Consider the following 17,172-nt stretch of genomic DNA (forward strand, 5'->3'; position numbering starts at 1 on the left):
CGGGGCTGTATGGCTCTGACCAGCGCATACCCGTGCCAGGGCGCGATGTTATCGGCCAGGGGTGGTCTTAAATTTCGCCGATTGTGACACCGTTCGCCGGCCGAGCTGGTGGTCTGTGGCGTGGGTGCTGGGTGTGGGGGTTAGTGGCCTTGGGCTTCTTCGGCGTCGTCGGTGAGGTAGGTGATGACGCGGACCAGGTCGTAGGGGGTGGGGGTCTCGGTGGTGGTGATGGTGCCCTCGATGGGCCGCCACTGGCTCTCGCCGGCGGGGCGGAACCTGGTGGTCCAGGTGGTGGTCAGGGCGGTGGTGATGCCGGTGGCGGTGTGCTGGTAGTGGTGGGTCACGGTCTGGTGGGGGTAGGGGGCGCCGGGGTCGGTGGTGGTTGTGGTGGTGCCGTCTCCCCAGCCCCAGGTGTAGGAGGTGGGGGTGAACTCGACCTCGATGGAGGTGCCCAGGATGGTGGTGGTCTGGTAGCGCACGGCGGGGTTGGTGTAGACGATGAAGGCCTTGGAGATGATGACCTTGGGGCCTGGGGGCTGGCGCGTGATACCCGAGCCGGAGGCGATCAGCGTGGCGGCCTCGCGAGTAGTGACCGTGACCGCACGAGCACCACCACTGGTGGTGGGTTGGTCGGGCTGGCCGGGGCGGTGGAGGGTGGCCAGGTTGCACCTGTACTTGTCCAGCCCGTAGGCGTCCTTCTCGGGCGAGCACTCCCGATGAGACTGCTCCTCCCACATCGACGGATCCGAGGCCGTCACAACCGGACGCCCCTGAGACGAAGGCTCACCAGAGCTTGAATCAGGCAAAGGGACTTCTTGTGATGCTTCCCCGGTAACCTCTGACCTATTTCCATTGTTTCTGCCACCCACAGTAGGTGGTGGCTCCTGAGGGTCACTTGCGGCGATGGCGGCAGGAAGGAAGGCGAAAGCAGAAATCGCTGACAAAGCAATCAATCTCCTCACTTGGAAATCACCTCCCCTTCGCCGATCATCCATCGGCCGCTGATATATCGAACACCGAACTTAAGTTCCTGTCCCTCGATCGGGTCGGCGGTCTCCGGATTCTTTCCTGGGTAGCACCATGTCATCTGGCCATAGTTGATGGAGACATGGACAAGGTTGTAGTTATATCCATCAAGTTTCTCGTAGTAGCGGATATTTGTAACATCTTGCTCCCATTTGTTAGCCCAGCCACCACTTTTGTGAAGCTTGACGGCATCATCGATAACTGATTTGCAGAAGACGCAACGATCTTCGCTCATCTTTGCTAGCTCGGTGGTGTTGCCGGTCATGAAGGCGTAGCGGTAGAGGTTGAGGAAGTAGCCGATGCTGGCTGCTGCGCCCTCGGCGCTCTCCTCGTTCAGCTGCGGGGGCTTGGCCGGGGCTGGTTCGGCCAGGGCGGCGTCGCGCTTGGCGCGCAGCTCAGGAGTCAGGGCCGCTTCCCGGGAGGCGGTCGCGCTGGCGTTGGCGTCAGCGATGCCCTTCTCAGCCCGAGCAATAGCCGCCGACGCACTGGCGCTCGCGCTCGCACTGGCCTCCGCCTTGGCATCCTTCATCGAGCAGGCCGCCACCCCCAGCGCCAGCACACACACCGCCACCAACCCAGCCACACCCCTGCGGCGGCTGTGCGCGGCAGGGTGGTGCTCCAACACGGTGACCCGGCCAGAGCTGGATGCAGGACGCCGGGTATCTGCAGGCTCGGGGGATCGTAGGGACGTACTCATCACGGAAGCCTCCTCGCCACCGAAACAACTCCATACCCCGCCCGGCCGGGCGACACTGCCCGTCCAGACGGTGCATTGACATTACCTGCCCCAACGCCCCCAAACCAGACCCCGAGGACACCCTGTGGAAAACCTCGAAAAGAGACTCGTGCACCAGCCCCGTCGCACCCGGCCGGAACCTTGATCCACCCCGCTCAACAGGCCGGGGCCTCGGTGCCACTCACCAGGAGTGGTCCCGAGGCCCCGAGGCCGCGCTCGCAGCTACTCCTTCCTGCGCGCTGTCCTACGCCGTCGCGGCAGCCCGACCTGCAGTGGCAGCGCCGTTGGGAAGGCCGTCAGAACTGCTGCTGGTCCACGCGATGGTGCTCCGGGTGCGCCGGGAACCGGCCTGCAGGAGCACAAGCGCCAGCGGCGCCATCGGCACGATCGCGAAGAACACGGTCACCCACACTGCGCTCAGGCTGAGCATCTCGTGGATGAGCAGGATCGTGGGTGCGAAGATCACCACGCTGATAAAGGCCGCCAGGGCCCCGACCACCGGCCGCATCCGCTGTGGCGCTAGGGCGGTCAGCGCCAGGGCGAGCGTGGGGAGGACCAGGACGTAGGCAGCGCCGGGCAACAGCACCATGAGTGGCACGCAGGCGGCCGCCAGCAGGAGCAGCACCGCGGCGAGGGTCTCCTGCCCGAGCCCCTCCTTCCAGCGCCGCACCACGAAGTGCGCCGTGAGCCCAACCCCGATGAGGGCCCCGCCGGCGAACATCCACGGCAGCAGAGGGTTCGGTCCGAGTCCGCTCTCCGGCGCCCACTTCATCGCCATGGCCCCGCGCTGCACCAGCCCCGCGGCGGCAGAGGCGAACGCGGCCCGCCACGTCAGACCCCAGACGCTCCCCAGGACCCGCTTCCAGCGCAGCGACCGTGCCCGCACCGCGACGGCGCCGAGCGCCGCGATGACGGCCAGGCAGCCCAGCCCTGTTCCGACCGCGGCCGGGTAGCGCACCGTCAGCCCCCGCCACAGCTGGAAGAAGTGAAGGTCGCCGTCGGCCGTGAGCGTGGGGGCCTGCCCGTCGAAGGCCCAGGCCCGCGCGAGGTCCAGGACCTGGTCGCCGTAGTGCTGGAGGGTCGAGTGGTCGACGTAGCGCGGGGCGTCGGTGGGGTGGTGGTAGTGCTCGGCGTCCCCAATCGCCGCGATGTTGAGCACCGTGAAGCCCTCCGGGATGAACGCCGCCATGTCAGTGGTGTTGGGCATGCGCGCGTACAGCGAGGGGAGGAATGAGCCGGCCACGGGCTGCTTCACGTGGCTGAGGAAGTAGCCGGCGACGGCGCTGTTGTTCGAGGAGGTCTCAAACATGAGTGCCGGGCCGCTTGTGCCGCGCGCCTCGAGGTTGAGGACCAGGTCGACGTTCTCGTAGTCGGCGCGGTGGTGGCGCATCTCGTTGCGGGCGCCGACGAGGCCGACCTCCTCGCCGTCGGTGATGACGATCTTCAGCGAGTTCTCCGGCTGGCGCCCATCGGCCTTGAGGACCCGAAGTGTCTCGACGATGGCGGCCACGCCGTAGCCATCGTCGGCTGCCCCGAGAGAGGTGCCGTCGGTGATGTGCTGATGGCCGCTCTCGTCCGCCTCGACCGTGGCCGAGTCGTAGTGGGCCATAAGCGCCATGGTGTGCTCGGACTTCCCCGGCACGTCGACGACGATCGTCTCAGCCGGCGCGTCCTTGAGCACCGCCTGCTGCTCGGCGGACAAGCCGTCGAAGATCCTCTTGTCCGCCGGGTCGCTGAGATCGAACATCGGGTCGGAGTGCACCTCGGCGGTGTAGCCCAGATCGGAGAACATGCCGATGACGTCGTCGCGTGCCCGGTCGTGCGCCTCGCGGCGCAGGACACTGTGGGGCTCGTCGGCGAGGCGGTTGATGGCGGCCATGGCGCGCTCGGCGGAGAACGTGGTCGGGTCGGCGGTGGTCGGTGTGGGGGAGGGCAGGATGAGGACGCTCAGGCCCGCCACCAGCCCCAGCAGGGCGGCGATCGGGGCCAGCAGGCGCCGGGTGAGACCGGGCGCGGAGATACGGCGATCAGTCATGGTGTCAGCTTTCCGGACGTGAATCGGTGGTGAATGGGGGGGAGGAGGGGCAGCGTCGCCTTCACGCCTTCAGCTCGCCGGTGGTGAGGACAGGGCCCCGGGATGCGGCGTGGGGAGCGAAGGCGGCGCCAGGCGTGGCCGGCTCAGGCCTTGGGCCAGGCGACGACCAGGCAGACGGCGACGAAGGCGACAGTCAGCGCCACCTGCGTCCAGCCGAGCCAGGCCCGGCGACGCGGCAGGGCGGGCAGGTCCGGCCACAGCGTGATGCCCCGGACGATGCCGTACAGGCCGGGCAGCGACGCCGCCGCCAGGATCCAGGTGGGCACATACGCCCAGGGCCCCGAGACTGGATGGGAGATATGGGTCTGACCTGCTGCGACGGAGGTCGGGAACGGTGGAAGGGAGAGGTATCCGTGCTCATGGACCCAGGCTGTCGGAGCATGATCGTCCACACGATCCAGTCACCTGGTCGGTCGATGTCGGGCCAGCCCGACAACACCGTGACAGTCCACGAGAAGGACGGGGTGGCGGGGTGAGGTGGGGTGTCCCGTCCGGATCCGGGTGAGCGTGGGTAACGGTGATGCCGGCGAACGGCCTCCCGTGTGGTTCCGGGCGTGCAGAGGGCCTTGGAGCGGTGGGGAGTGTCCAAATCGGATACAAAGGCGGCAACGAGTACTGAGCGCGTCTGACAGAACCGCATGATTCCGCGGTTCGTATCGCTGGGTGAAACGTTGTTGGGCTCCTTTGTGTCCGATTTGGACACCATGCCTTGGCTACTGGGGCGTGAAGTCTCTGGACATGGGTGACAGTTCTGTGTCAGGACATCGGTGACACTTCGATGGGTCCTGGAGGCCACAGGCTGACGGATGCGCCAGTTGTCCACAGAGTGACGGCGGCCGGGTTGCGCCCATTCCGCAAGCGGGCGGCAATGAGTCCCGTGAACACCATGGACGCTGAGCTGCTTGCCGCGGTGCGCGGCTGTTACGGAGGAGTGCGCATTCGGGACCTTGACCTGTCCCGCACCCAGCGCCGTCACATCGCCTCGCTGGTGAGAACCGGTGAGCTCATCGCCCATGAGCATGGGGTTGTCGGTATCCCGGGTGCTGAGCGCGCCGTTGTGCTGGCGCGCATTCATGGAGGGCTCCTCACCTGCCAGGCCGCTATGCGCTACTACGGGCTGCCCGTAGCCCAAGGGGCTGAGCAGGTTCATCTTGTCGTTGCGCCCGGCAGGCGATTCTCGATTGCCGGGCGGGAGGTGCTCCATGCAGACCGGTACCGGACTCGTATATCGCCAACCTCTTATCCGGTTCAGCCACTCCCTGAGGCGCTGGCTCGTTTCCTGCGCTGCCACGTCCAAGACGACTCCCCACTCATCGCTCTCGATGCGGCACTTCACGACGAGCGCGTCACTGCCGAGCAGATTCGCAATCTGCTTCGTGGCCCCGGTTCGGCACGGGCGCTCGCACGACTCGATCGCGCCAGTGACCGGGCCCGTTCCCCCTTGGAGACGTTGGCGCGAATGGACCTTGAGGCTGCGGGCCTGAGCTTCGAGGACGGAGTGGAGATCGAGGGAGTCGGCGAGGTGGACTTGGTGATCGAGGGGTGGGTGGTCGTCGAGCTCGACGGCTACACCTACCACTGCGACGAGTACCAGTTCGGCCTCGACCGTTGGCGCGACCGCCGGCTCGTCGCCCGCGGCTTCCTGCCACTGCGCTTCACGAGGAAGGATGTCTACGCGCATCAGGTCGTTCCGGATGTGCTGAGGGTCTTGGAGTGCAGGGGAGTGTCCAAATCGGATACAAAGGCGGCAACGAGTACTGAGTGCGTCTGATAGAGCCGCATGATTCCGCGGTTCGTGTGGCGCGGTGAAAAGTGGTTGGAGTCCTTTGTGTCCGATTTGGACACGAACCTCCCTCAAGAGGGTCTTCCACAGTTCCGGTGATGCCACGTCGCCGGGGATGACAGGAGGCCGGTGGCAACGATGCCGGGGCACATGGGTCGTGCGGAGAGTGATCGCGCGCGGGGATGGGAGGTGCGCTCCCGACCTCGCCCCAACACGCCGGGCAGGAGTGACCTGGACCTCACATGTGCTCTCAGGGTGGTCCTGTCGGCTCGCGTTCCAGCTTCGACGGCATCCGCGAGATCGTGCGGAAAGGCGTCACCTATCGGGACAAAAGTCCTCGCCTCTATCGCAAGATGTTGTGGTTGAAATACAATTTAGACACAAGATGATGTGTCTCATCGGTGTGATTTGGGAGTATGGTCGGCACCGGTGCCGCCGACCGCCCCGCTCCCCGCAGGCAGCGCGCAGCCGCTGACGGCACCCGGAAGGACCGGCCCCATCCATGCTCGGCAGGGCCGCGAACAGGAACGAGAAGGACCATCGGAGAGACCCGTGCTCGAGAAGAACCTTGCCTCCACCACCCCCGCAGCTGACGGCTCGGCGCAGCCGTCGGCCGCCACTCCCGCCACCGACCCACGCCTCGTGGCCCCCGGCTCGGCCGACTCCGCCGTCGTCCGCGGCGAGCGCCCCACTGTGGACGCCATCGCCACCATCACCGAGTACCTGGACCGCTCCGACTGGCGCGTCAACGCCAACGCCAACCAGGGCTACTCGCTGGGCGGGATGATGCTCAACACCTCCGGCAAGGTCGTCGCCAACTACTGGCTCAGCCAGGTCTACCCGGCCGTCGCCGGCCAGGCCCACCGCAACGCGGACCTCCACATCCACGACCTGGACATGTTCGCCGGCTACTGCGCCGGCTGGTCCCTCAAAGATCTCCTCCAGCAGGGCTTCAACGGCGTCCCCGGCGCCATCGCCGCCGGCCCCGCCAAGCACTTCTCCTCAGCCGTCGGGCAGATCGTCAACTTCCTGGGGACTCTGCAGAACGAGTGGGCCGGCGCCCAGGCCTTCTCCTCCTTCGACACCTACATGGCGCCCTTCGTCCGCCTGGACGACATGACCTACGAGCAGGTCAAGCAGTGCATGCAGGAACTCATCTTCAACCTCAACGTCCCCTCGCGCTGGGGCACCCAAACCCCCTTCACCAACCTCACCTTCGACTGGACCTGCCCAGCGGACCTGGCCGACGAGCACCCCCTCATCGGCGACGACGTCTGCGACTTCGCCTACGGCGACCTCCAGGCGGAGATGGACCTCATCAACCGCGCCTTCATGGAGGTCATGACCGAGGGTGACGCCGAGGGCCGCGTCTTCACCTTCCCCATCCCCACCTACAACATCACCCGCGACTTCGACTGGGACGCCCCCAACACCGAGCTGCTGTTCACCATGACTGCGAAGTACGGCCTGCCCTACTTCCAGAACTTCATCAACTCCGAGCTCGACCCCGGGATGATCCGTTCCATGTGCTGCCGTCTCCAGCTCGACCTGCGCGAGCTGCTCAAGCGCGGCAACGGCCTGTTCGGCTCGGCTGAGCAGACCGGGTCGGTCGGTGTCGTCACCATCAACATGGCCCGGCTCGGCTACCTCTACGCCGACGACGAGGCCGCCCTGACCGCCCGGCTCGACGAGCTGCTTGAGATCGGCCGCGACACCCTGGAGCTCAAGCGCACCGTCATCCAGCACCACATCGACGCCGGCCTGTTCCCCTTCACTAAGCGGTACCTGGGCAGCCTGGACAACCACTTCTCCACCCTGGGCGTCAACGGCATGAACGAGATGGTCCGCAACTTCACCCATGACGCCTACGACCTGACCGACCCGCGCGGCCACGCCATGTGCGTGCGCCTCCTGGACCACGTGCGCGACAAGATGGTCGAGTTCCAGGAGGCCACCGGCCACCTCTACAACCTCGAGGCCACCCCGGCCGAGGGCACCACCTACCGCTTCGCCAAGGAGGACCGCAAGCGCTACCCCGGCATCCTCCAGGCCGGTACGGAGACCAACCCCTACTACACGAACTCCTCCCAGATCCCCGTGGGATACACCGACGACCCCTTCGAGGCCCAGGAGATGCAGGAGGAGCTCCAGACCAAGTACACCGGCGGCACCGTCCTGCACCTGTACATGAACGAGCGGATCTCCTCGGCCACCGCCTGCAAGGAGCTCGTGCGCCGCTCCCTGACCGCCTTCCGCACGCCTTACATCACCATCACGCCGACCTTCTCCATCTGCCCGGTCCACGGGTACCTGGCCGGCGAGCACCTGACCTGCGGCAAGTGCGCCGAGCTCCATCCCGAGGCCGAGCCGGTCGAGTGCGAGGTGTGGACGCGCGTCATGGGCTACTTCCGCCCGGTGCGCTCCTTCAACATCGGCAAGAAGGGCGAGTACGCCGAGCGGCAGATGTTCACCGAGGTCGCCGCCGGCGGCCACGGCCCGGCCGTCTCGCGCCTGAGCGCGGTCAGCGCCTGAGAGGACCCGCCGGGACCGCTGGGTGTCGTCGGATGATCCGGCGACGGCGCCCAGCGGTCCCGGTGTCGCAATGGCGCCGCCCCTCGGGTCGGCCCCGCAGCCCGGCAGTTCCCCGCAGTCCCGACGACGTCCCGAGAGGAGGGGACAGTGACCTCACCGCAGACACGTCCGCCGACCGACTCGCACACCGCCCGGCTGGCCCGGGTCACTGAGGACGGTGCGGGCCGGGGCGCTTCCGTCTGCCCCGACCGCCGGCCCGCCGACGACCTGGTGATCGCCGGGCTCGTCCCCATGAGCACGGTCGACTGGCCCGACCACCTGACCGCGACGGTCTTCCTGCAGGGCTGCCCCTGGAACTGCTTCTACTGCCACAACCAGGACCTCATCCCCACCCGCACGCCCGGCCAGGTGGCCTGGGAGGAGGTGCGCGCCCTGCTGCGCCGCCGGCGGGGGTTGCTCGACGGCGTCGTGCTGACCGGAGGTGAGGCGCTGCGCCAGGACGCCCTGGCCGACGCCGCCCGCGAGGTCATCGACATGGGCTTCCAGGTGGGACTGCACACGGCCGGGCCCTACCCGCGGCGGCTGCACGACATGATCGCGGCCGGGCTCGTCAGCTGGGTGGGGCTGGACATCAAGGCTCTGCCCGAGCACTACGGGCAGGTGGTCGCCCGGGCGAACGCGGCCGCGAGGGCCTGGGAGAGCCTGGAGGTGCTCATCGAGGCGGCCGGCTGCGGCGGGCCCGACTTCGAGGTGCGCACCACCGTGGTGCCTGGGGACGTGACGGCCGACGACGCCGTCGAGGTGGCCCGACGGGTGCACGCGGCGGGGGCGCGGGTCTACGCCCTCCAGCAGGCCCGCTCTGAGGGGACGAGCGGCGAGTTCGACGTCGTGGCACCCGGCTGGGACGGGACGTGCGAGCGCATGGCCGAGCGCATCGAGGCTCTGGGCTGGGATCGTTTCACCTACCGCCCGGCGTAGGCTGGGGAGAATGATGACCTGGCTGAGCGTGACTGTCCCGCGTCGCTGGGTGACATCCAGGCGCTCGCACGATGAGCCCGCCGATTGGGCCCGCCAATCGCCAGTGTGGAGATCCCTGCTACGGCTACGCTGGCGCAGGTGCGCGGGGACTGGCGGTGTCGGGCAGGTACGGGGCGGAGTTCCCGCAGGGCGATCGTGGAGAGTTCAGTAATGGTAGATACGGACTTGCTCTTCGGCGATCTGTGCCCTCGAGGGGTGTCGTGCGCCGAGTCCCGGGGCGATGACGACTTCCCGTCCGATCCGCGATTGACGCTTCTGCCCGGAGAAGCTGCTCGGGTTGCGCGCTCATCCCCTACGAGAGCCGCGGAGTTCGCGACAGGGCGTCGACTGGCACACGATGCGATGGAGCAGATTGGTTTTTCTGGGCCTGTACTCTCCGGGGCTCACGGAGAGCCGTGCTGGCCCGAGGGCGTGATCGGCTCTATTACTCACTGTCCGGGTCTGCGTGCCGCAGCCGTTGGAATGAGGTCGCAGGTGAGCGCGCTGGGTATCGATGCGGAGCCCGATCGAGCGCTCAGTGCCGACGTCGCTCGGGCACTGGTCATGCCCGCTGATCGCTTGCCGGATGATGTGAATGCACTCGTGGCGCTTCTGTGTGCCAAGGAGGCGGCCGCCAAGGCCTTCGTCTCGATGGGGGCTCCCACGCGGGACTTCCGTCTCTCTACGGTGCGATTCGTTGACAAAGGTGGATTCGTGGTCCATGGACGGGACGGGTATCCCGCGATGAACGGGAGGTGGCGGCGCAGTAACGGACTCGTACTCGCGGTGGTCGCTGTCATGTGCTGCGATCGTCCGAGGTTCTGACACCTCGTTCAATCAGGTCCAGGAGAGCGTCATAGTTGACCTGAGTGACCCGGTCCGAGGACGTGGAATCCCTTGCCCCGTAAAGGAACTCCACTGAGAACGCGCCTTGGACGCAGGCCCAGATCGCATTGGCGAGGGAGTGGGCCTCGACATCAATGACGGCGCCGGCGGCTTGACCGTATCTGACGATCTCAATCAGCTGGGTGAAGGCGTTGCGGGCCTCAGGGCCTGGTTGGGTAGTCCACATGAACTGGTAGCAGCGCGGGTTGGCCTGCATGAGCTCGTGAACAATCGTGCCGGCCTTCCTGAGCCGGGCAAGGGGATCGTACTCGGAGATGTCGCGCAGGGCGCGCGTCATGATGGCGAAGCGTTCCTCGACGACGGCATGGAGCAGTCCTTGCTTGTCGTCGAAGTGGTTATAGACGCTCATCGGGGCGACCTGAGCGCGGGCGGCAACGGCGCGGATAGTGACAGCTTGCGGGCCGTTCTCCTCCAGCAGCTCCGTCGTGGCATGAATCACTTTGGATGTCAGCAGCTGGGTTGACGTGCGCTTGTGAGGGCGTTTGTGCTGATCAGAGGCCATGTGTCCAACTTTCGTCTCAGTATGTGGTGATCGGTGGGTTGGGGTTGTGGAGCAAGTGTCCATTAGTGTAGAACATTGTTACATCCTACTGGAACATCGTTCTACGAATCGAGGAGCCTCATGACTTCAGTCGTTCCACCTCCGCCTATCGCCCCCCAGTCAACGGGCATGCTTCAGGCGCCGCTTGTGTCGCAGACGCCCGTTAGGCGTGCGCAGGCGCCGAGTCGAGGGCGTGGTCTTCGTGCAGCAGCTCTGGCTGCGCTGTGCCTGGCCGAGCTGCTGGTCGTCATTGACAACACCATCGTCAATGTCGCCATCCCTACCTTCGCGCGTGACCTCAATGCATCAACCACTGGGCTGCAGTGGATCGTTGATGCCTACACCTTGGCCTTCGCCTGCCTGCTCCTGCCTGCAGGCCACCTGGGTGACCGCATAGGGCGTCGGCGCGTTCTGGTCATTGGACTGGCCGCGTTCGGCGTGGTGAGTGGCGCAACGGCGCTGTGCACCACCTTGGATGCGGTGACAACGTGCCGTGCGCTACTTGGCATATGCGCTGCACTCGTCTATCCCGCCACGCTCTCACTCATCATGACTACCTTCGAAGGTTCTCCACGAAAGGGGCTGGCAGTGGGACTGTGGGCGGCGACTTCCGGGCTTGGCATCGCCCTGGGGCCAATCCTTGGCGGTCTTCTGCTAGAGCACTTTTCATGGGAGTCTATCTTCTGGGTTAATGTGCCGCTGGCTCTCATCACTGTTCCTGCCGTGCTTGTGGCGGTGCCCGAGTCCCGTTCCAGCGAAAAGGCACGGTTTGATGTAGTGGGCGCTATTCTGTCCGCCATCGGAGTAGGGGCGCTGGTGTGGGGAATCATCGAGGGTCCTCATCGTGGCTGGACCTCAGGGGCTGTGACAACGGCCTTCATTGTTGGCGCCATCTGTGTATCTGCACTTGTGGCTTGGGAACTGCATTGGCCGCACCCCCTGATTGATGTCCGTCTATTCTTCCGCAGGGAGTTCTCCGCAGGTGCCGTGTCGATTGCCGCAGCATTTTTCGCCCTCTTTGGATTCATCTTCATCATCACGCAGTACTTCCAGGACGTGCGGGGTTACAGCGCTCTGATGGCCGGCGTGGCGACCTTGCCGTTTGCTATCGTGATGGCAGTCGTTTCGCCGATCGCTTCAGTCCTTTCACGTCGGCTGGGGCCGGGATGGGTCGTCGGAGTCGGTCTGGGAATTATGGGCCTGGGATTCTGGCGAGTTACAGTCCTGGAGGCTGATTCTGCGTACTGGCAGATGATCGTTCCTGCGATGGTGATCATGGCTGCTGGTCTTGCGCTAGTCCAAGCGCCTGCGACGAGTGCAATCATGGGCGTGGTACGTAAGGATCAAGTCGGGGCTGCTTCCGCCATGAATGACACCACCCGCGAAATCGGGGGAACTCTTGGAGTGGCTGTTCTGGGATCTATTGTCGCCTCTCAGTTCTCAGATTCCCTGAATTCGGCGGTGTCCGGGTTGATGCCGCAACAGGCTCTCGATCAGGCAGACAACTCGATCACTGCTGCGATGACAGTAGCGAAGTACATGCCGGAAACTGTTCAAGGCCTCTTTAAAGAGGCTGCTGTCAACGCCTTTATGGATACGGTTCATCAGGCAGGCTGGGTAGTGGCTTGTGTGGCGTGGGCTGGGGCGCTCATTGCAGTAATTGCCCTGCCCAGGGGGCGTCAGAATAGCGTCTGAAAGGAGATCGAAAAACATACTTGTGTTCATGGGCGAATATTCCTCGACTCGCCCAGTTGAGCCGCGCCAGGTCCGGCGTGAGTGAATAGAAGAACAGTACTACGCGCGAAAGGGCGTATCATGGAAGCCAACCTCCAGGCATATGAAAAAGACATGATCAGGGAATTAAGGCAGGCGGGAGTGCTTGTTAGTGACACGCAATCCGTTGTCGGCGGGCTTGGATTCCTCTTCCCGGGTCATGGGACTCATTCATCTACAATGTTTGACACCTATCTGAAGGGCTCGTCCTCCGCGGGAAAATTGATTGAAATGGCCGATGAGGTCGTTAATGAGCGCTGCGGTTATCGGCTCACCGACGCAGTGCGCGGCAATGCACGTTTTCCAATCGAGCATCCCTGTGTGACTCAGCCGGCGATCTTCACCGCCGCTTTAGGTGGGGCTCTGATGGCGGAGGAGTACTCGCTGCATCCCAGTCTTCTCGTGGGGCACAGTCTTGGTGAGTATGCAGCGTTGGTATGTTCGGGTGTTCTGACTGCGGAGACGGGCCTTCGAATGGTCATTGATCGCGCTGAATGCGTGGCAGATATCCCTCAAGATCGCCGTGGAGCCATGTTGGCAGTGCTTCTTGATGATGATTCGCAAATTGCCGTCGTGCGACGTGCTGTTGCCGCGCACGCGTCTCGTGGGGCGATTTCGGTGGGAGTGATCAACAGTCCCCGACAGGTCGTCGTATCCGGAGAGCACGAGTTGGTCATCTCCTGCCGTGAGGAATTGAAGCGCTCTGGTGTATCTTCAACACTGCTTCCTATCGGTGTTGGGTTCCATAGCGCGGTTCTTGCCGAGGCGGTCGCTCCTTTTGAGGAACGCCTTAAGCAGTACTCCTGGACTGCTCCGATGACGCCGGTCGTCTCATCGGTATTCGGAGGATATGTCGATTCTGATTCACTTGAGGCGCTTCCGAGTCTTCTTGCCGCTCAGCTGATCACTCAATTTGACTTCCGTAACAGTCTCAAGGTCGCTCAGGATGCCGGGGTCGACATGTATCTTGACTGTGGCCCGCGTTCTGTGCTGAGTAAACTTGTGTCTTCTCAAATGAATCTTGGTGATGTGTCCGTTATGCATCTCGACTACGGGCCTGCTCATGCTGATCGCACGCGAGATGTTCTCACAGCATTGTCCTGGGTTCGCTCTGGAAGTGTGGCGCCCACAGACGTCGAGGTTGTTGATGCTCAGGGTGAGGTGTTTGAGGCGCCGGGGTCTGGGGTCGTTGAGGAGACTCTGGATGGTGCCGGTGTTGACAAGGATGCGGTGTGTACTGCCTTGCGTGAGGCTTTTGCTGAGCGTACGGGTTATCCGCTTGAGCTGATTGAGGCCGATCTGGATCTGGAGGCGGATCTGGGGATTGACTCGGTCAAGCGTGTTGAGGTTGTGGGGCATGTCGGTGAGGTGCTCGGTGTGGACGTCAAGGAGCTGGACTTCAGTCAGGCCTTGAGCGTGTCTGACATCGCTGAGGTGCTGGTCGGCTCCCAGAACGTCGAGGTTGTTGATGCTCAGGGTGAGGTGTTTGAGGCGCCGGGGTCTGGAGTCGTTGAGGAGACTCGGGATGGTGCCGGTGTTGACATGGATGCGGTGTGTACTGCCTTGCGTGAGGCTTTTGCTGAGCGTACGGGGTATCCGCTTGAGCTGATTGAGTCCGATCTGGATCTGGAGGCGGATCTGGGGATTGACTCGGTCAAGCGTGTTGAGGTTGTGGGGCACGTCGGTGAGGTGCTCGGTGTGGACGTCAAGGAGCTGGACTTCAGTCAGGCCTTGAGCGTGTCTGATATCGCTGAGGTGCTGGTCGGCTCCCAGAACGTCGAGGTTGTTGATGCTCAGGGTGAGGTGTTTGAGGCGCCGGGGTCTGGAGTCGTTGAGGAGACTCGGGATGGTGCCGGTGTTGACATGGATGCGGTGTGTACTGCCTTGCGTGAGGCTTTTGCTGAGCGTACGGGGTATCCGCTTGAGCTGATTGAGGCCGATCTGGATCTGGAGGCGGATCTGGGGATTGACTCGGTCAAGCGTGTTGAGGTTGTGGGGCACGTCGGTGAGGTGCTCGGTGTGGACGTCAAGGAGCTGGACTTCAGTCAGGCCTTGAGCGTGTCTGATATCGCTGAGGTGCTGTTCGGCTCCCAGAACGTCGAGGTTGCTGATGCTCAGCGGACGGAAGCCGGAGCATCCGACGCCCAACTGGACTCAGTCACTATCAAGTACGAAGACGAATCCTCTCGAACTGCACATCGATACGTTCCTCAGTCGGTTCGGATCAAGTCTCTTGGAGCTGAGCGTACAATTCTCCCCGGTGACGCTATCCTAGTAACAGCGGCAGATCAGTCTGTCAATGATGCCGTGAGGAAAGTTCTTGAAGAACTGAGCTTGACAGTCATCGAGATTCCCGGGGATGCGTCGGAAGCGACTATAAAACGTCTGACTTCCTCGGATCGTCTTCGCCGAGTGTCTACCGTCGTGGATCTATCCGTCCTGCGTCCGCACGCCGACATACTGTCCGAGGGTGACGCCTGGTGGCAAGATGTTGAAGGCCAGTACACAACCGTATTCAGCGTTGCTCAAGCAACCTATGAGACCCTGCAGTCACATGGAGAGCATGCGTCATGGATCTCGGTGACGTCCAGTGGTGGTATGTCAGGGATGGACTTGCGAACCGTCGGCGATCCTATCGGCGGACTGACCGCAGGATTTGTCAAGACCTTGGCTCTCGAACTGAGGCAGATGCATACTCGAATTGTCGACTTTGACGTGGTTGAGCCTAGTTCGTTGGCTGGTGCTCTCAGAACCGAGTTGACTCACAAGGCTGTGAATGAAGAAATCGAGATAGGCTATATTGAAGGAGATCGGTATACGGTACGCGTTCTTCCCGTGCCAGTATCGAGTTCTGACCGCGCAGTACGGCAGTCCCTTTCGACAGACTCTTGCGTTGTGATGTCTGGTGGTTCCCGTGGCATCGTCCGTGAGTGCGCGCTGGCTTTGGCAGAGCAGCGAAACATTCCAGTTGTCCTCCTTGGGCGCTCAGACCCCGACGATCCGGAGATGAAACCATGGTTGGCCTACAGTGACGAGGACTGGGCAAATGCCCGTGCTGAAGTGATGCGTCAGGGGAGAACTCGACGTCCGGAGGCAAGCGTCGCCGAGCTCTCCGACGAATACAGGAGAATCACTTACACTCGTCAGCTTGTCACTAATCTGGCCGACATTGAGTCTCGCACTGACAAGATTCACTACCTTGTATGCGACGTGTCTGATCCAGATCAGGTTGACAAGGCGATGGCCCAAGCTCGTAGCAGGTTCGGAAAGATCGGCGCCATTGTGCACGGAGCCGGCCTTGAGTCATTCGGTGCCATACCTCGTAAGTCTCTCAAGAAGACCGCCAAGGCTATAGCTGTGAAAGCCCGAGGTTTTCAGAACCTCCTGAGGGCCACAGCTGAAGATGATCTAAGCGCCTTTATATCCTTCGGATCTATTTCTGGGCGATTTGGTATGGACGGCCAGTCGGATTACACTGCCGGCGCCTCACTGCTGGCGCAGATGGCACACATCATGTCTCGGTCGCAGTCGCAAAATCCTCGTACCATCCCGTTCATCACCATGGAATGGACCGCTTGGGGCGAGGTAGGAATGGCGACTAATCCTGAAGTCGTTTCAGTTCAGGCAAACGAGCGTGGCATGACATATATGTCTGTCGCCGATGGAGTTCGCCACTTCATCGATGAGATAGAGCTTGGGACGGCGAATCCTGAAGTGCTCTACTTTGGGGAGCTTGGAAAAAATCGTCCTGCTGCTCAGGTGCCGGAGCTGACGAAGAGTGGCACGCAGCTGAGTGCGCTGATGGATAAGTCTGGAATGATTGTCAACCGGAGCTCATTCCCCATGGTTGATTATGCTGAGACTACTGAGTCGGGGCTTCAAACGACTCGAGTCCTGTGGACTGAGCGTGATCGCTATCTTCCTGATCATCTGGTTAAAGGAACCGCAACCTTTCCTGGGGTGCTGCATTTCGAGACCCAGATTGAAACCGCGCTCCTGCTTGCTGGCGACCAGTATGCCGGAATTGAACTCGATCAACTTGATCTCCAGACATTCCTTAAATGCAGAGATCGGGATCGTGTGACGATCCATGTTGACGCTAAACGTGTGGATGAAAAGCGGATCGACACGGAATTGACTTCTGTATTCCGTACACCGGGCGGATATGTGCTCGATCCAAGAAGACCACAGTCGAGCGCTACATTCCGTCTCCTTGACGAGCCAGTATCAGCTAAAGAGCCTGTGCTTGACGTTGAGCATATCTTCGATGATGTGATCGGTGAGTTTGACATTGATAAGTACTATGCACTGACTGATAGCTTCATATCATTCGGGCCAACGTTCCGCTACCTGAATAGCGCCTTTCTTGTCGATGAGAACATAGTGGTCGGGGAACTTCAGATTCCGGGGATCCCAGGACTGTTCTCTGATGTCGCCGATCCGAACTTCCGGTGCAACCCGATTCTCGTTGACAATGTTGGAAGGTTCGCCCTGATGCGGCAGCTGTGGCGCAATGGCCAGTATGTTGTTCCGACGCAAATGAAGAATGCGCGAATGTATCGCTGCCCTCAGGTGCGCGAGCGTTGCTTCGGAAAGATGACTGTTCTCGAAGACTATGAGGATGGTTTTGACATGCGGCTCGATATCGTTGACGAAAACGGCTACCTGCTCTGCAGCGGCGAGCATATTCGCCTGACTGCGATCGGCAGCATGCCTGAACCTGCGGATATTCTTAGCAACACTACTTCTCCAAGGATCTGATT

At 62.6% G+C, this 17,172-nt stretch carries 11 protein-coding genes; 6 read left to right on the plus strand and 5 right to left on the minus strand.

The genetic code is table 11. From position 1 onward, the window contains the following. Window positions 1-140: 140 nt before the first annotated feature. The 4 genes from FK267_RS02130 to FK267_RS02145 all read right to left on the minus strand — a co-directional run bounded on the left by FK267_RS02130 (window position 141) and on the right by FK267_RS02145 (window position 4,123). Window positions 141-905, minus strand: coding sequence for a zinc transporter (locus FK267_RS02130; protein WP_373693216.1), 765 nt, complete (start codon window positions 903-905; stop codon window positions 141-143). A 53-nt stretch (window positions 906-958) separates the two neighbouring features. Then, complete coding sequence (locus FK267_RS02135) at window positions 959-1,597, minus strand: DUF6318 family protein (protein ID WP_141406265.1); 639 nt, start codon at window positions 1,595-1,597, stop codon at window positions 959-961. 409 nt (window positions 1,598-2,006) lie between these two features. Then, window positions 2,007-3,797, minus strand: coding sequence for a M20/M25/M40 family metallo-hydrolase (locus FK267_RS02140; RefSeq protein WP_141406068.1), 1,791 nt, complete (start codon window positions 3,795-3,797; stop codon window positions 2,007-2,009). Between the two features lie 143 nt (window positions 3,798-3,940). After that, window positions 3,941-4,123: a hypothetical protein gene (locus FK267_RS02145; RefSeq protein ID WP_232622485.1), complete on the minus strand. Its 183-nt coding sequence runs from the start codon at window positions 4,121-4,123 to the stop codon at window positions 3,941-3,943. Between the two features lie 620 nt (window positions 4,124-4,743). On the opposite strand from FK267_RS02145, the gene FK267_RS02150 reads away from it, so the two are divergent. The 4 genes from FK267_RS02150 (at window position 4,744) to FK267_RS13815 (ending at window position 10,014) form a co-directional block, all read left to right on the plus strand. Then, window positions 4,744-5,628: a PDDEXK family nuclease gene (locus FK267_RS02150; RefSeq protein WP_081379388.1), complete on the plus strand. Its 885-nt coding sequence runs from the start codon at window positions 4,744-4,746 to the stop codon at window positions 5,626-5,628. A 564-nt stretch (window positions 5,629-6,192) separates the two neighbouring features. Beyond that, window positions 6,193-8,172 (plus strand): ribonucleoside triphosphate reductase, encoded by a 1,980-nt coding sequence (locus FK267_RS02155; protein ID WP_075378957.1) that lies wholly within the window; start codon window positions 6,193-6,195, stop codon window positions 8,170-8,172. 267 nt (window positions 8,173-8,439) lie between these two features. Then, window positions 8,440-9,150 (plus strand): anaerobic ribonucleoside-triphosphate reductase activating protein, encoded by a 711-nt coding sequence (locus FK267_RS02160; RefSeq protein ID WP_198498186.1) that lies wholly within the window; start codon window positions 8,440-8,442, stop codon window positions 9,148-9,150. Window positions 9,151-9,360: 210 nt separating this feature from the next. Continuing rightward, complete coding sequence (locus tag FK267_RS13815) at window positions 9,361-10,014, plus strand: 4'-phosphopantetheinyl transferase family protein (protein ID WP_075373699.1); 654 nt, start codon at window positions 9,361-9,363, stop codon at window positions 10,012-10,014. Here the strand turns inward: FK267_RS13815 and FK267_RS02165 are convergent. Then, on the minus strand, window positions 9,986-10,597 hold the full coding sequence (locus FK267_RS02165; protein ID WP_075373700.1) for a TetR/AcrR family transcriptional regulator: 612 nt from the start codon (window positions 10,595-10,597) through the stop codon (window positions 9,986-9,988). The two genes, FK267_RS13815 and FK267_RS02165, sit on opposite strands and share 29 nt — an antisense overlap. A 186-nt stretch (window positions 10,598-10,783) precedes the next feature. Here FK267_RS02165 and FK267_RS02170 point away from each other — a divergent pair, with 186 nt between their 5' ends. Both FK267_RS02170 and FK267_RS02175 read left to right on the plus strand, forming a co-directional pair. Further along, complete coding sequence (locus tag FK267_RS02170; protein ID WP_232622486.1) at window positions 10,784-12,331, plus strand: MFS transporter; 1,548 nt, start codon at window positions 10,784-10,786, stop codon at window positions 12,329-12,331. 120 nt (window positions 12,332-12,451) lie between these two features. After that, complete coding sequence (locus FK267_RS02175) at window positions 12,452-17,170, plus strand: SDR family NAD(P)-dependent oxidoreductase (RefSeq protein ID WP_141406074.1); 4,719 nt, start codon at window positions 12,452-12,454, stop codon at window positions 17,168-17,170. Window positions 17,171-17,172: the final 2 nt, after the last annotated feature.

The sequence above is a fragment of the Actinomyces oris genome (assembly GCF_006546825.1).
Classification (GTDB): domain Bacteria; phylum Actinomycetota; class Actinomycetes; order Actinomycetales; family Actinomycetaceae; genus Actinomyces; species Actinomyces oris.

What these genes read in the sequence shown, in the direction of transcription:
- FK267_RS02140 (WP_141406068.1), bottom strand. Translation starts at nt 3,797, where the DNA reads ATGACTGATCGCCGTATCTCCGCGCCCGGTCTCACCCGGCGCCTGCTG.
- FK267_RS02150 (WP_081379388.1), top strand. Translation starts at nt 4,744, where the DNA reads ATGGACGCTGAGCTGCTTGCCGCGGTGCGCGGCTGTTACGGAGGAGTG.
- FK267_RS13815 (WP_075373699.1), top strand. Translation starts at nt 9,361, where the DNA reads ATGGTAGATACGGACTTGCTCTTCGGCGATCTGTGCCCTCGAGGGGTG.
- FK267_RS02165 (WP_075373700.1), bottom strand. Translation starts at nt 10,597, where the DNA reads ATGGCCTCTGATCAGCACAAACGCCCTCACAAGCGCACGTCAACCCAG.
- FK267_RS02175 (WP_141406074.1), top strand. Translation starts at nt 12,452, where the DNA reads ATGGAAGCCAACCTCCAGGCATATGAAAAAGACATGATCAGGGAATTA.